At 57.8% G+C, this 13,377-nt stretch carries 16 protein-coding genes; 6 read left to right on the top strand and 10 right to left on the bottom strand.

All coding sequences use genetic code 11. The features are described 5' to 3' along the window. From DBO86_RS06295 to DBO86_RS06270, 6 genes are all read right to left on the bottom strand, one after another. Positions 1 to 701 (bottom strand): MFS transporter (locus tag DBO86_RS06295; RefSeq protein WP_146173189.1); only part of this gene is annotated, 701 nt, incomplete at its 3' end. An 18-nt stretch (positions 702 to 719) separates the two neighbouring features. After that, complete coding sequence (locus DBO86_RS06290) at positions 720 to 1,724, bottom strand: ArsJ-associated glyceraldehyde-3-phosphate dehydrogenase (RefSeq protein WP_003118381.1); 1,005 nt, start codon at positions 1,722 to 1,724, stop codon at positions 720 to 722. A 23-nt stretch (positions 1,725 to 1,747) separates the two neighbouring features. Beyond that, on the bottom strand, positions 1,748 to 2,248 hold the full coding sequence (locus DBO86_RS06285; RefSeq protein WP_108233206.1) for a cyclin-dependent kinase inhibitor 3 family protein: 501 nt from the start codon (positions 2,246 to 2,248) through the stop codon (positions 1,748 to 1,750). Between the two features lie 19 nt (positions 2,249 to 2,267). Further along, positions 2,268 to 2,978 (bottom strand): arsenical resistance protein ArsH, encoded by a 711-nt coding sequence (gene arsH, locus DBO86_RS06280; RefSeq protein WP_108233205.1) that lies wholly within the window; start codon positions 2,976 to 2,978, stop codon positions 2,268 to 2,270. A gap of 18 nt (positions 2,979 to 2,996) precedes the next feature. After that, complete coding sequence (locus tag DBO86_RS06275) at positions 2,997 to 3,467, bottom strand: arsenate reductase ArsC (protein ID WP_108233213.1); 471 nt, start codon at positions 3,465 to 3,467, stop codon at positions 2,997 to 2,999. 22 nt (positions 3,468 to 3,489) lie between these two features. Next, the gene (locus DBO86_RS06270; protein WP_028238019.1) at positions 3,490 to 4,272 is read right to left on the bottom strand and encodes a metalloregulator ArsR/SmtB family transcription factor; all 783 of its coding nucleotides are present in this window, start codon (positions 4,270 to 4,272) and stop codon (positions 3,490 to 3,492) included. Between the two features lie 109 nt (positions 4,273 to 4,381). On the opposite strand from DBO86_RS06270, the gene arsB reads away from it, so the two are divergent. Both arsB and arsA read left to right on the top strand, forming a co-directional pair. Then, a complete protein-coding gene (gene arsB / locus DBO86_RS06265) occupies positions 4,382 to 5,461 on the top strand; it encodes an ACR3 family arsenite efflux transporter (RefSeq protein ID WP_208630375.1) in 1,080 nt (359 codons plus the stop codon). 9 nt (positions 5,462 to 5,470) lie between these two features. After that, positions 5,471 to 7,225: an arsenical pump-driving ATPase gene (gene arsA, locus DBO86_RS06260; RefSeq protein ID WP_108233203.1), complete on the top strand. Its 1,755-nt coding sequence runs from the start codon at positions 5,471 to 5,473 to the stop codon at positions 7,223 to 7,225. Between the two features lie 51 nt (positions 7,226 to 7,276). On the opposite strand, the gene DBO86_RS06255 is transcribed toward arsA, so the two are convergent. Next, positions 7,277 to 7,549: a hypothetical protein gene (locus tag DBO86_RS06255; RefSeq protein WP_075750448.1), complete on the bottom strand. Its 273-nt coding sequence runs from the start codon at positions 7,547 to 7,549 to the stop codon at positions 7,277 to 7,279. Positions 7,550 to 8,009: 460 nt separating this feature from the next. Here DBO86_RS06255 and DBO86_RS06245 point away from each other — a divergent pair, with 460 nt between their 5' ends. Next, the gene (locus DBO86_RS06245) at positions 8,010 to 8,765 is read left to right on the top strand and encodes an NYN domain-containing protein (RefSeq protein WP_075750452.1); all 756 of its coding nucleotides are present in this window, start codon (positions 8,010 to 8,012) and stop codon (positions 8,763 to 8,765) included. Positions 8,766 to 9,094: 329 nt separating this feature from the next. Here the strand turns inward: DBO86_RS06245 and DBO86_RS06240 are convergent, their stop codons facing one another. Together DBO86_RS06240 and DBO86_RS06235 are read right to left on the bottom strand one after the other, a co-directional pair. Beyond that, complete coding sequence (locus DBO86_RS06240) at positions 9,095 to 9,370, bottom strand: hypothetical protein (protein ID WP_075750454.1); 276 nt, start codon at positions 9,368 to 9,370, stop codon at positions 9,095 to 9,097. A gap of 24 nt (positions 9,371 to 9,394) precedes the next feature. Continuing rightward, positions 9,395 to 9,967, bottom strand: a complete 573-nt coding sequence (locus DBO86_RS06235) for a transglutaminase domain-containing protein (RefSeq protein ID WP_167399105.1) — start codon at positions 9,965 to 9,967, stop codon at positions 9,395 to 9,397. A gap of 183 nt (positions 9,968 to 10,150) precedes the next feature. Between DBO86_RS06235 and DBO86_RS06230 the strand changes: the two genes are divergently transcribed. The 3 genes from DBO86_RS06230 (at position 10,151) to DBO86_RS06220 (ending at position 12,983) form a co-directional block, all read left to right on the top strand. Next, complete coding sequence (locus DBO86_RS06230) at positions 10,151 to 10,819, top strand: hypothetical protein (RefSeq protein WP_108233245.1); 669 nt, start codon at positions 10,151 to 10,153, stop codon at positions 10,817 to 10,819. Positions 10,820 to 10,872: 53 nt separating this feature from the next. After that, on the top strand, positions 10,873 to 11,853 hold the full coding sequence (locus DBO86_RS06225) for an Abi family protein (protein ID WP_108233244.1): 981 nt from the start codon (positions 10,873 to 10,875) through the stop codon (positions 11,851 to 11,853). A gap of 320 nt (positions 11,854 to 12,173) precedes the next feature. Further along, on the top strand, positions 12,174 to 12,983 hold the full coding sequence (locus tag DBO86_RS06220; protein WP_108233243.1) for a TIGR02391 family protein: 810 nt from the start codon (positions 12,174 to 12,176) through the stop codon (positions 12,981 to 12,983). Positions 12,984 to 13,015: 32 nt separating this feature from the next. Here DBO86_RS06220 and DBO86_RS06215 read toward each other — a convergent pair whose 3' ends face one another. Beyond that, on the bottom strand, positions 13,016 to 13,375 hold the full coding sequence (locus DBO86_RS06215) for a hypothetical protein (RefSeq protein WP_108233242.1): 360 nt from the start codon (positions 13,373 to 13,375) through the stop codon (positions 13,016 to 13,018). Between the last annotated feature and the right edge of the window lie 2 nt (positions 13,376 to 13,377).

The raw sequence follows: 13,377 nt of genomic DNA, 5'->3' as shown, positions 1-13,377 counted from the left end.
AACCAGACATCGCGGGCGCCAAAGAGGAACAGGCGCGCGGCGGAGAGGATGTTGATCGCCCGGCTTTTGGAAAGGATGTCCTTGAACTTGGGCTTGGCTTTGGCCTTGCCCAGATCCTTCTTCAACAGGAACAGACTGGCGATCCAGATCACCGCCAGCACGCCGGCCATGGTCAATACCGCGCCGGCAAAACCCAGCACGGCCAGCAGGGCGCCGCCGAGGAAGAAACCCACGCCCTTGAGCGCATTCTTCGAGCCGGTGAGGATTGCCACCCACTTGTACAGCGTGCCCTGCTGGGCATCGGGCACCAGGAGTTTGATGGAACTCTTGGCCGACATCTTGTTGAGGTCTTTGGCGATCCCCGACAGCGCCTGTGCGCCCATGACCCAAGGCACGGTTAGCCAGGCGGCGGGCACGGTGAGCATCAGCAGTGCGACCACCTGCATCGCCAGGCCGATATTCATGGTGCGATTAAGGCCCAATCGGGCGCCGAGGTAGCCGCCGACCAGGTTGGTGACTACGCCGAAGATCTCGTAAAACAGAAACAGCGCGGCAATCTGCAAGGGGCTGTAGCCCAGGCTGTGGAAGTGCAACACCACCAACATGCGCAAGGCGCCATCGGTGAGGGTGAATGCCCAGTAATTGCCGGTCACCAGCAGGTACTGTTTGACCTCCGGGGCCAGGGCTGACAACGCCTTCATGCTTGCATCCCTACTTGGTTAAACGGCCAGGCCGACCAGTTTGGCCAGCTCCACGGTGCGGTTGGCATAGCCCCATTCGTTGTCGTACCAGGCATACAGCTTCACCTGAGTGCCGTTGATGACCATGGTCGACAGCGCATCGATGATTGAGGAGCGCGGGTCAGTGCGGTAATCGATGGAGACCAGCGGGCGTTCCTCGTAGCCGAGGATGCCTTTCAGCTGGCTGTCGGCAGCAGCCTTCAGCAGTTGGTTGACTTCCTCCACCGTGGTGGCCCGTTCGACTTCGAACACGCAGTCGGTCAGCGAGGCGTTGGCCAGCGGCACGCGCACGGCATGGCCGTTCAGCTTGCCGCGCAGCTCGGGGAAAATCTCGGCGATGGCGGTGGCCGAACCGGTGCTGGTCGGGATCAGGCTCATGCCGCTAGCGCGTGCACGGCGCAGATCCTTGTGCGGGGTGTCGAGGATGCTCTGGGTGTTGGTCAGGTCATGAATGGTAGTGATCGAGCCATGGCGGATGCCGAGGTTCTCGTGAATCACCTTGACCACCGGAGCCAGGCAATTGGTGGTACAGGAGGCAGCGGTGACGATGCGGTGCTCGGCTGGATTGAACAGCTGCTGGTTGACACCCATCACCACGTTCAGTGCGCCTTTCTCCTTCACGGGCGCGCAGACCACGACCCGCTTCACGCCCTGATCCAGGTAAGCCTGCAATACCGCCACGGTCTTCATCTTGCCGCTGGCCTCGATCACCAGATCGCAGTCCGACCAGTCGGTGTCGGCAATCGCCTTGTTGGCGGTGACCTGGATGCGCTTGCCGCCGATCACCACGCAATCGCCTTCGCTGCCGGCTTCGTGGTGCCAGCGACCGTGCACCGAGTCGAAGTTGATCAGGTGCGCATGGGTGGCGGCATCGCCTGCCGGATCATTGATGCGGACAAATTCGAACTCGGGCCAGTCCCAGGAGGCGCGCAGCGCCAAACGACCGATGCGACCGAAACCGTTGATACCAATTTTGATAGCCATGTTTTTCGACTCATCTACTGGAGTTAGTGGGCAGCATCGAACTGGGTGATCCAGTTGATGTGGGCAGGGTGTTGAATAGCCTTGGGACGCAGGGCTTGCACCAGGGCAATGGCATCGGCGCGGGGAATGCCGGCCTCGATCATGATCCGCGCCGCAATCAGCCCGGTGCGTCCCGAGCCGCCCTTGCAGTGGATGGCGATGTCCTGGCCCGCATTGAGCCGCTCAAGGATGCTCTGTTTGCAGGCTTTCCAGCCCTGGCCGAAATCTTCGAGCGGTACTTGCTCATCCGCCACCGGCAGGTGGAACCAGGCCATGTCTTGCGCCTGGCATTGCTTGCCGATGTCCTCGGCCTCGTTGGAGGCCAGTTCGCTTGCCGGCATCAGGCTGATCACGGCAGAGGCACCGGCCTGTTTCAGCGTGGCCAGCGAGTCGACAAGGCTGCTGTCTTTGGTGCCGGGACAGGGCGTGAAGATGAGTTTGCCTTGGATACCGGGAATGCTGAGCCGGTCGTAGGGGTGATTCATTGAGAGGGTTTCCTGGTAGTCAGATGGCGCGCTGGTTGACGCGCTTGGAGAGTTCTTCAGCGGACTCTTTACGTTCCGAGTAACGGTCGACCAAATAGTCGCTGTGGCCGCGCAGCAGCAGGGTGAACTTGACCAGTTCCTCCATGACGTCCACAACGCGGTCGTAATAGCTGGAAGGTTTCATGCGCCCGGCCTCGTCGAATTCGAGGTAGGCCTTGGGCACTGAAGACTGGTTGGGGATGGTGAACATGCGCATCCAGCGCCCCAGCACACGCATCTGGTTAACCGCATTGAAGGATTGCGAGCCTCCACAGACCTGCATCACGGCCAGGGTCTTGCCCTGACTGGGACGGATGGCACCCATGGTCAGCGGTATCCAGTCGATCTGCGACTTGAATACGCCGGTCATAGCGCCGTGGCGCTCGGGTGAACACCACACCTGACCTTCAGACCAGAGCACCAGGTCGATGAGTTCCTTGACCTTGGGATGGCTGCTGTCGGCATCGTCCGGCATGGGCAGGCCGGAAGGATCGAATATTCGGGTTTCCGCGCCGAAGGCTTCCAGCAAGCACGCCGCTTCCTGGGTCAGCAGACGGCTGTAGGAGCGCTCACGATTGGAGCCATAGAGCAGCAGAATGCGCGGCTTGTGCTCGCCTTCGGCGAGGCCCAGGTTTGTCGGGATAGAGCGGGCAAACAGCTCCTCGGCGACGTTGGGCAGGTTGTCGATCATGGGTTTGTACCTCTTGGGCTACAACGAGCCGATTCTGTTCAGCTCGGCCTTGAGCGCATCGCTGTCGAGTTGAGTAAAGGGCAGCGCGATAAATGCGCTCACGCGTGTCTGAATCTGCTGGATGGTGGCTGCAAACGCGGCGTCAATTTCCGCCTCAGAACCGTTGACTTCGGAGGGGTCACTCAGCCCCCAGTGACAACGAGTCGCCGGGCCAAAGAAAACGGGGCAGGCCTCTCCGGCTGCGTTGTCGCAGACGGTAATGACGATGTCAGGGGCGAGAGCCTGATGGGCATCGGTTGATTTGCTGTACAGCCCATCAACATCGAATCCGGCATCAAGCAGTGCCTGCAAGGCCAATGGGTTGACCTCTCCCTTGGGGTGACTGCCCGCACTAAAGGCCCGCATACCCTTGGGGGCCAGCGCATTGAAGATGGCCTCCGACAGGATGCTGCGGCAGCTATTGGCGGTGCAGAGAAACAAAACGTTCATGGTCATCCCCAGTGCCTGGTATTCAATCGCAGGCAGGCTTGCGCCCAGGGCGATCACGCATTTGCCAGAGGCGCTGCACATCCTGGCGCAACCACTCGGCATTGTTGTCCAGGGTCTGCTTGAGGATATCGGTCACCCATTCCGGCAGCTGCGGGTGCAGGCGGTAGTACACCCACTGACCATTGCGTCGATCCTCCAGCAGACCACAGCCGCGCAGCAGGGCCAGGTGCCGGGATATCTTGGGTTGCGCCTCTTCTAGTGCAGAGGTCAGTTCACAGACACAGAGTTCCTGTTCCAGGGTCACCAGCAAGGCGATTCGCGCCCGCGTTTCCTCGGCCAGGCATTTGAAGACCTCGGTTGGCGACATGGCATGCAGGGTGGAAGCTTCATTCGCCGGTTTACTTTTAATCAGCACGAACATCTTTATCCGTTCATGTATCTCATGCAGGGTCTTGCGATAGGCATCTTTCTGCGAGCTGGTCGCTGGGTCTTCGAAGTTCCAGGCGATGTACTCACCGGCCCCTGGAAGTGCCTGGCACTCCAGGGCGGACTTGTCACACAGGGTGATCACATAGTCGAACGGCTCGCCAGCGACCTGCTCGATGGACTTGCTGTAAAGCCCATCAGTGGGAACACCAAGCTGCTCCAATGCGTTGCGGGCTCGGGTGTCGACTTCAGTGGGGGCGGAGCCTGCGCTGTAGACTTCAAAATGTTCTGAGTCGGTGTGGCGCAGCAGGGCTTCGGCCATCTGCGAGCGTGAGGAGTTCGCGACGCAGAGGAACAGGACGCGCTTTTTCTGGCTCATGTTGATCCCTATCAAAGATGCACATGAGAAAATATATTATTTTTCGAATATGCAGTAAAGTGAATATGCGGCGCGTTGCGCGCCAAGGGAACGAGGATAGGCAGCAAAGATGACAAATGCGTGTGAAGTCGCGATGAAGCAGGCCTCTGGGGCTCAACTGGGAGTTTTTGAGCGCTACCTGACCCTGTGGGTGTTCCTGTGCATCGTGGTGGGCACCGTGCTTGGCTTGGTTGTGCCGCAAGCGGCTCAGGCCGTCGGCGCCCTGGAGGTGGCGAAGGTCAATATCCCGGTTGGCCTGCTGATCTGGGTGATGATCATTCCGATGCTGATGAAGATCGACTTCAGCGCCATCAGCGAAGTGCGCCAGCAGAAGAACGGCATGTTCGTCACGCTGTTCGTTAACTGGGCGGTCAAGCCGTTTTCCATGGCGCTGATTGGCTGGTTCTTTATCAAGCAGGTGTTTGCGCCCTGGCTGCCCGCCGAAGAGCTGGATAGCTACATGGCCGGCTTGATCCTGCTCGGTGCGGCGCCCTGCACGGCGATGGTGTTTGTCTGGAGCAACCTGTGTAAGGGTAATGCCAACTTCACTCTGACCCAGGTGGCACTGAACGATCTGGTCATGGTGTTTGCCTTTGCGCCTATCGTGGCGCTGTTGCTGGGCGTTTCTTCGATCCCGGTGCCTTGGGACACCCTGCTGCTTTCCGTGGTGATGTACATCGTCATCCCGCTGGCCATCGCCCAGTTTCTGCGGGCTCAACTGATGAAGCGCGGCGAAGCCTATTTCGAGAATGTGCTGGCGAAGATTTCGCCATTTTCCATCATCGCTCTGCTGGCCACTCTGGTTCTGTTGTTCTCCTTCCAGGGTGAGTCCATCGTCGAGCAACCTCTGATAATCGGCATCATCGCGATCCCCCTGCTGGTGCAGACGCTGTTCATCGCGGCACTGGGTTACTGGCTCTGCCATACCCTGAAAGTGCGCCACGACATAGCGGGCCCGGCCACCATGATCGGCGCCTCCAACTTCTTCGAGCTGGCCGTAGCCGTGGCCATTGTCTTGTACGGATTCAACTCGGGTGCCGCCCTGGCAACCGTGGTCGGCGTACTGATCGAAGTGCCCGTGATGCTATGGCTGGTACGCATGGTCAACAGCACACGCAACTGGTACGAGAGCAGCCTCAACAATCGCTAGGGGGTCAGAATGCGCTTTATCGACAATGCACCACGCTTCCTGTTCTTCACCGGCAAGGGGGGGGTCGGAAAGACCTCCATTGCCTGCGCGACAGCCCTGGAGCTGACCCGTCAGGGCAAGCGAGTGCTGCTGGTCAGCACCGATCCGGCCTCCAATGTCGGGCAGGTATTCGGTCTGGAGATCGGCAATCACATTACCGCCGTGCCTGCCGTGGAAAACCTGGCGGCCCTGGAGATCGACCCACAGGGCGCAGCTCAGGCCTATCGGGATCGGATTGTGGGCCCGGCGAGGGGTGTCATGCCTGCTGATGTGGTCAAAGGCATGGAGGAGCAATTATCGGGAGCCTGCACGACCGAGATCGCAGCCTTCGACGAATTCACCTCACTGCTGGTCAACGATGAACTGAAGGCCCGCTTCGATCACATCATTTTCGATACCGCCCCGACCGGGCACACGATTCGGCTGCTGCAACTGCCGGGGGCCTGGAGTGGATTCCTGGAGGCGGGGCAAGGCGATGCATCGTGTCTTGGGCCGTTGGCCGGTTTAGACAAACAACGTGACCAGTATCGCGAGGCAGTAAAGGCGCTTTCTGATCCAGCCAAGACCCGTCTGGTTCTGGTTGCCAGGGCACAGGCCGCTACCCTGCGCGAGGCTGCCCGCACACGCGAGGAGCTTGCAGCCATTGGATTGCAAGAGCAGTACCTGGTGATCAACGGCGTGCTGCCGGCGAGTGAGGCGCAGAAGGATGTCCTGGCTGCCGCCGTCTATAAGCGTGAACAGGCCGCAGTCGCCGCCATGCCGCCAGCGCTGCGAACACTGCCGCTCGATCTGTTGCCCTTGAAAGCATTCAACCTAGTGGGACTGGATGCCCTGCGACAACTTTTGCTTGAGGGCTCTGCTGACGGCACGCAGGCGCCGGCCAGTGCGCCGATTGAATTGAACGCTCCACGACTCAAGTCCCTGATCGACGAGATCGCCGCCGATGGTCATGGCCTGATCATGGTGATGGGCAAAGGTGGTGTCGGGAAAACGACTCTGGCCGCAGCGGTTGCCGTCGAGTTGGCTCGACGTGGGCTGCCCGTGCACCTGACTACTTCTGATCCTGCCGCGCACCTTGCCGAGACACTGGATGGCACGCTTGAGCACCTGACGCTGAGCCGCATTGACCCGCATACCGAGACACAGCGCTATCGTGATCACGTCATGCAAACCAAGGGCGCGGGCCTGGATGAGCAGGCTCGGGCGCTGCTGGCCGAGGATCTGCGTTCACCCTGCACCGAAGAGATCGCCGTATTCCAGGCTTTCTCGCGAATCATCCGTGAAGCCGGCAAAAAGTTCGTGGTGATGGACACCGCCCCGACCGGCCACACCTTGCTGCTACTGGATGCCACCGGGGCTTATCACCGCGACATTGCTCGGCAGATGTCGGGCAGCAACATGCGCTTTTCCACGCCGATGATGCAACTCCAGGATCCTAAGCAAACCAAGGTGCTGTTGGTGACCCTGGCCGAAACCACTCCTGTGCTGGAGGCTGCTGGCCTGCAAGCTGATCTGCGTCGTGCCGGCATTGAGCCTTGGGCATGGGTGATCAACAACAGCGTGGCAGCCGCAAAGACTGAATCACCGCTATTACATAAACGGGCGGTCAATGAACTGAGGGATATTGAGCATGTCGCGACGGAGCACGCGCAACGCTATGCGGTCATTCCGCTCATGTCGGAGGAGCCGGTAGGGGTTGAGCGTTTACTCGCTCTCAGCAAGTAATCTGCATCAATGAGAAGGCCCGCATTCTGCGGGCCTTCTGCTTGAAAGCGCTTACTTCTTGATGACCTCAAGGTAATCCTTGAGGGTTTTCTCGTCAGCCGCTTTGACCGTCATGCCATTCGGGCCGGAACCGATATCAGTGAACTGCTTGGCTGGCTCGCCAGTGGCTTTGAAGTCCTTCAGTTCCTGAGAGTCTTCGCGGAAAACCCAGAGACGACCATCCTCAACCTCGGTAACAAAACCAGGCTTATCGAATTCGCTGGCCATAACGGAGCCGGTGAACAGAGACGAGAGGAGCAGGGCTGAGAGGGTGAGGTTTTTCATGGCACGACCTATTGAGTGGTGGGGCCACTAATTTACTAAGCCAATCATTTCAGAAAAGTTACAACATGCGCGCATTCGAATGTACGCATGTAACCAATCGTTTCGATAGAACTTAACCAGGTCATCCAGGGCCTGTGAAGTCGATCTAATCGCAATGGCTGCGGCCCTCTCTACCCTTGGCGAGCTTGCAGAGTTCTCGGATGACGTAGGGGTTCTATCCCCCTGACTTGAGGTTGCACAGGAGGCGAAAGTCCTTGCCAGGCCGACTTGATACCAGCTCCACAGCGCCCTCTCCCCAGAAGGCAACCGCAAGCGAGAGACGTTGTTCATCGTCGAGCAGCTGCTGTTCGAGTCGTTTCTTGTATTCATCAGGGGCCCCGAAGGCCGACATCTGTCCGTTCACTCCACCTCCTTTTACTATCACTATTAGTGTCCTGCCTTCACCAACAAGGAAGTCCCCATGCAACAGAAACGCATCGCCCTACTGATCGACTGCGACAACGTCAGTCACAACGCCATTGAGGGTGTGCTGGAAGAGCTCGCCAAATACGGCATGGTCAACGTACGACATGCTCATGGTGACTGGAAGAGCGACGGCCTCTCTGGTTGGGTTGAGCGGCTCCATCCATTCGCTATCCGCCCCATGCAGCAGTTCGCCTACACCAAGGGCAAGAACGCCACCGACGCGGCCATGATCATCGATGCGATGGATCTGCTGTACAGCAAGAACATCGACGCCTTTGCCCTGATGACCAGCGATAGCGACTTCACGCCACTGGCTCTGCGCCTGCAAGAGAGTGGCTTTCCGGTGTATGGCTTTGGCGAGAAGAAGACACCATCTGCCTTCGTGCATGCATGCACCTCGTTTATCTACGTGGAGAACCTGGTTCGCGCTCCCGATGACGATAAGGCGTCCGCTGATGAGCAGCCGAAGAAGAAAACCCGCAACGAGCTGCGCTGCGACACCTCCCTTGTTCGGCTGCTTCGCAATGCCGCAGACCAGACCGCTGGTGATGATGGTTGGTCGCTACTGAGTAGGGTGTCGGACTACATACACAACAACAGCTCGTTCTCGGTTGTGAACTACGGCTACCAAAAACTGGGCGATCTGATCCGCACCTCGGAGCTGTTCGATGTGGAGATGCGCGGCACGGTGATGGTGGTTCGTACCGTTCGCAAGCCAGCGCCATCTCCGGCCCCAGAGCCTACCTTATAGCCCTTGCCTGACCTCGGCACTGGAGTACGCCATGTCTGACCAAATGCACTTCACTCGCCGAACCCTGCTAGCAGCCTCAGAATTTATTGAGCGAGCAGGCACGTACGACCGTAAACGCCACGCACAGAGCCAGCATCAGCGTAGTGAGACTGCTGGGCCCCCGTCGACGCCAGCACCAAACGAACAGCACCGAGCAGACGATCAGTGAAGTTGGATTTCCATGAAAAGCTCCTGGATGGTGGGAGCTTCTGATTCCTCACACAATCCAGGGCGGCTGGTCGTCAATTGCGTACCGTTTCAGGGTCACAACTCAGCCTAGTGCCTGCTCGCTACAGGAAGCGACGCTTGTCACGCCTATAGCACTTGAACGCGACCACCCAGAACGAAATCAGCGCAATGAGTGCGACCTTGTCGTAACGTTTCATCAGCTTCGGAATGACGGCTTGCTCCAGCCCAGCGAGCGGGCCAGAGAAGTGAAGCCGGGACACATAGAACTCGCCCACCAAGCTGATGCCCACAAAGAAAACGACACCCAGAATGAGGGCCACCTGAGTTCGCTTCGAAAGCGCGATCACATACAAAATTTCGGTAAAGTAGTCCTTCACAGCACCCTCCTTGGTGGGCAGTCTCTATTGCTGCTGTAGTGCACGCGCCTGGTATGACAGCCCCTCCAGAAGCCCATAAACCTGGTCATCCGTGAGGGCGAATTTGGGAACAAATTCCATCCCAGGCGGTAGCTGGTGGGGATAGCACATGAAAGCACCTTTTCCGGCACCGAAGTACCTCAGGATGTAGTCGCTGAGCCGATTCGGCTGCGCGAGCTCGTAGGCAGTCCGGAAGATCGACAGATCGCAGATGCTTTCTCCGATCATCACCCAGGCGTGCCCATCCCAGGTAGCGTCGACGATCTCATCATCATGCGTTGGGCGGGGCAGATTGTCGTTGCAGCGGAAAACATGCTTTCCGTCGATCAAGAGGTCACCCAGGATGACGACAGCAGGCACCTCACTGGCCCGCAGAGCTGCAACGAAGCCCGCACTGATCATTACGCAGTGGCCCGCCGCACGGGGAATCGAGACGAGGGTTCGCGTTGCAGTTTCAGCAATCAGCTCCAGGTCATTCTCCTGATAGCTGGCGTAGTCCGCGTAGGCCTCTTGGCCTAGGTCGCGAATGATGATGTCGCGAAGCGGCGTAGCGGTCATGGCTCTTCCTTGGTGAGTTGGCGTACAGGTTTGGGGGACATAGAAGAGGTCTGCTGACGCCCCTCGCAGAGCCATTTCAACTCACTCCAATCATGAAATCAACACTTGGCGCATAAAGTGATTGCTTTATGCGCGAACATGGAGAATCATGACCTCAACCAATCAATAGCAATGGGGTGAGCAATGGCATTCCGAGCGGACGAATCAGCAGAACGCAATTACGAGGAAGCCGAGCGCTACCTGGTGCCTCCGTCCATGTACGCGAATGACGTAGAGAGAAGACACGCCAAGGAGACGCTTTGGGATCTTACCCATGAGCTTGGGCCGGTGGTGGATGCCTACCCTACCTGGCACCCTCTGGTCAGCAACAACCGAAGTCGTTTTCCAGTCACAAGGCCGAGCCGTGAATGCGGCTACGAAGGGCTAGATCATACGAAGTTCTTCGCCCACGGATTCATCACCTGCCCCTATAACGACGGTCAGGCAGTGATCGACTCCGTTAAGAAACTCCCTCGAACCGGTGTCGCCCACATCTCAGCCGAACGACTCGATGTGAAGTTCTACCACCCCGAAACTACAGCCATTTTGGTGAGATGTGACTGGGGGCGAGATCTGCTCAACAACATGATTCCGATTTCGCTGGCGATGCCGCTGTTGCTGGAGAGGGAGCTTCAGTTCTGGAAGGTGGCGGAAGTGGGCGAGACATGGGAGACCATGCGTGGCTATTTCCTGGGTAAACCGAACGGAAGTCGCTCGTCGCTGTTCGTGAATCAAGACACTGGCCAGAAAATGAAGAAGATCTGGGAGGCCCTGATCAACACCGGGATGTTTGGCCCCATCATGGTCGAGTAAGCGCAGGCAGCACGCTCACTATTTTCTACCTAGCCTTAGTAGCGGGACTCTTGATGTACAACCCAACACCCTCTCAGATTGCAGCTTCTCTGGATGCGATTTCCAGTGCGCGCCTGTCCTCTTACACGAATTTCTTCCGGCCAGCGACCCAAGAGGAGCTGTATGGGATCTATTGCTGGAATGAGGTTCTCTCCAGCAATTTCATGCGGCTGACGGGTCTTGTTGAGGTAGCACTGCGTAACAGGCTGCACTTGGTCATGAGTCGCTATGCCAAGGCAAATTTCCCCACGAGGGTCACTGGCAGTGCAGACTCCAATGATTGGTACAGCGTCCTACCACTGGGCAGCAAGAGCCTGGACAAGGTCAAGGACATCACTCACGACAAGTCCTGGAATCACGCCACCAGGAGCAGGGTTCACACTCCCAAAGCTATTCCGGTGAGCCCTAACACTGTCGTCTCAAGTATGACACTGGGCTTTTGGGCTCCCTTGATGGATCTGTCCCTCCCCTGGGACACCCTGATGCCTCAAATCATCCCCAATCACAAATACGCCTCAAACGCTGCCCACTGGAAGAACCAGCAGCATGTCGGTCGTATCTACGCTCGACTCGAAACGCTGCGATCTCTCAGAAACCGGGTTGCTCACTTTGAGCCCCTGTGGAAGCTGTCAGATATCCTTGAAGAGAAAAAGCAAGCAAAAGGAATTGTGCTGAGCGTCGAGCACCCTGCGCCGACCACGGAGGCCGAAGTATTCCAACGATTGAACATGCTGTATCAGCGGGCAACGCAGATGCTCTACTGGATCTCAAGCGAACGCGCGCAGGATCAACAGCGCGCTGAATTTCACCAGAAGACGTTGTTCTTGATGTCGGCTGAAGGCTTGGATTGCTTCAGGCGCTGCCATGCACATGACAGCGTACGGCTGAGCAGCTTGACCAAATCGTGGGGGATGAAGCTGATAATGAAGGATCGGAAGCCCATTCAGATCGAGCACGAGAAAAAGGTCATCGGCTACTTTTATCCGACCCCATAAAGGAAAAGGCCACCCTTTAGGGGTGGCCTTTTCATGTACTTCATTGCCCTTGGATCTTCAGTGGTGCTCTTAACCTGCTGACGATTTAGCCCAAGCGCCTACAACTCAGATTCTAGTGAAGTAGCCCCCCTTTTGTCTAGTGCTTCGACTCAAGCAAGGGGCTTATGGCCAAACGGCTCGCTAGACAGACGACAGCGGCTGCACCTATGGATGCCCGGAAGCATAACAGATCTGCGCCGAGCGGCCAGGCGGTGCCTTAGGGCATCGAACAGCGGCATGATAGCCAACGCTTTGCATCACTTGCCTGGGGAGAAAACACTGTGGGAACTCGAATCGAGCCTTTCAGCTCGCAGCACCTGGAAGCTATTTCGCAAGTGCTGGCCGATACAGAACGCGGCCTAAGTGGCACACAGATAGGGCGGCTGCTGCAACAGATTGGGGCTGCTGACGTTGATCCAGGCAATACCAAATGGAAGCGCCTCTACAACGCCTTTGCCACAAGCCAAAACGAACGCCAGGCGGGCAACCATGTGATTCAGTTCATCAACGTTGCAATGAACCCGGTGAGCTATGCACGTGATCGAACCGCATTCACGTGGCGTCGAGATGAGCTCAACGTTGTTCTCGCATTCTCAGGCTTTTATGTGCGGGATGACGGCCAGGTTGGCCGTACGGATCGAGCCGCGACACTGGACGCAGCCCGCGCACGAGCAGGCCGCCTGAAGGCCGCCCTGGAAGCACGTTCCGTGCACGAGGAAGTCTTCAAGTACTGCCGCTCTGAGCTGCTAGACGAAAACTGCTTTCATGCGGTCTTCGCAGCAACGAAGGGCGTTGCGCAGAGAATCCGTGATCTGACAGGTCTTGGCTGCGACGGCAATGATCTAGTGACCCAGGCATTCCTTGGGCAGAACCCATTATTGGCACTGGGGCCACTGAATACCGAGTCGGAGAAAAGCGAGCAAAAAGGCTTTGCCAACTTGTTGATCGGCCTGTTCGGCGCTGTCCGAAACCCTCTCGCGCATGCGACCAAACTCAACTGGCCGATGTCTGAACAGGACGCCTTGGACATTTTCTCAATGGTGTCGCTCATGCACCGCAAGCTCGATGGCGTTCGCAAGATGACACCCTGAAGGCAGAGTTTTCTTGAGGCGGGGTCGTGGGCTCAGACGCCAAAATCTGCTTGAGCTTTAAACCTAAGCATCCCATTGGGGACGAGGTCTGCGGGGAGGTCGGACAGGAGAGAAAATGTCAGCCGGCGTTGAAGGTATCGCAGAACAAGGAAATGCTGTCGGTACAGTGGCCATAGCTCACCTAGGAGCGGTCGCTCCCCACTCTCGATATTGCTCAGCAGGATCCCCACCAGCTGAGCCAATCCTTCGGCACTGACATGGCTCGGAAGCTCTTGCGCCAGGTCGCCGGCCAGAATTCTCTCTAGGCAACCGAGCACATTCTGCTCCAAGGCCTCAGCACCGTATTCGTCCAGTGCAATCGCCCAGAGCCTTCGTTGTTCACTACGCGTCATGT

It is taken from the genome of Ectopseudomonas oleovorans, assembly GCF_003052605.1.
GTDB lineage: Bacteria > Pseudomonadota > Gammaproteobacteria > Pseudomonadales > Pseudomonadaceae > Aquipseudomonas > Aquipseudomonas oleovorans_A.
Note: the sequence above shows the minus strand (reverse complement) of the source record. Positions and strands in the feature narration are given on the sequence as shown.

Bases quoted from the DNA above. Each gene is read 5' to 3' on its own strand.
- DBO86_RS06290 (WP_003118381.1), bottom strand. From the start codon at position 1,724: ATGGCTATCAAAATTGGTATCAACGGTTTCGGTCGCATCGGTCGTTTG.
- DBO86_RS06285 (WP_108233206.1), bottom strand. From the start codon at position 2,248: ATGAATCACCCCTACGACCGGCTCAGCATTCCCGGTATCCAAGGCAAA.
- arsH (WP_108233205.1), bottom strand. From the start codon at position 2,978: ATGATCGACAACCTGCCCAACGTCGCCGAGGAGCTGTTTGCCCGCTCT.
- DBO86_RS06275 (WP_108233213.1), bottom strand. From the start codon at position 3,467: ATGAACGTTTTGTTTCTCTGCACCGCCAATAGCTGCCGCAGCATCCTG.
- DBO86_RS06270 (WP_028238019.1), bottom strand. From the start codon at position 4,272: ATGAGCCAGAAAAAGCGCGTCCTGTTCCTCTGCGTCGCGAACTCCTCA.
- arsB (WP_208630375.1), top strand. From the start codon at position 4,382: ATGACAAATGCGTGTGAAGTCGCGATGAAGCAGGCCTCTGGGGCTCAA.
- arsA (WP_108233203.1), top strand. From the start codon at position 5,471: ATGCGCTTTATCGACAATGCACCACGCTTCCTGTTCTTCACCGGCAAG.
- DBO86_RS06255 (WP_075750448.1), bottom strand. From the start codon at position 7,549: ATGAAAAACCTCACCCTCTCAGCCCTGCTCCTCTCGTCTCTGTTCACC.
- DBO86_RS06245 (WP_075750452.1), top strand. From the start codon at position 8,010: ATGCAACAGAAACGCATCGCCCTACTGATCGACTGCGACAACGTCAGT.
- DBO86_RS06235 (WP_167399105.1), bottom strand. From the start codon at position 9,967: ATGACCGCTACGCCGCTTCGCGACATCATCATTCGCGACCTAGGCCAA.
- DBO86_RS06230 (WP_108233245.1), top strand. From the start codon at position 10,151: ATGGCATTCCGAGCGGACGAATCAGCAGAACGCAATTACGAGGAAGCC.
- DBO86_RS06225 (WP_108233244.1), top strand. From the start codon at position 10,873: ATGTACAACCCAACACCCTCTCAGATTGCAGCTTCTCTGGATGCGATT.
- DBO86_RS06215 (WP_108233242.1), bottom strand. From the start codon at position 13,375: ATGACGCGTAGTGAACAACGAAGGCTCTGGGCGATTGCACTGGACGAA.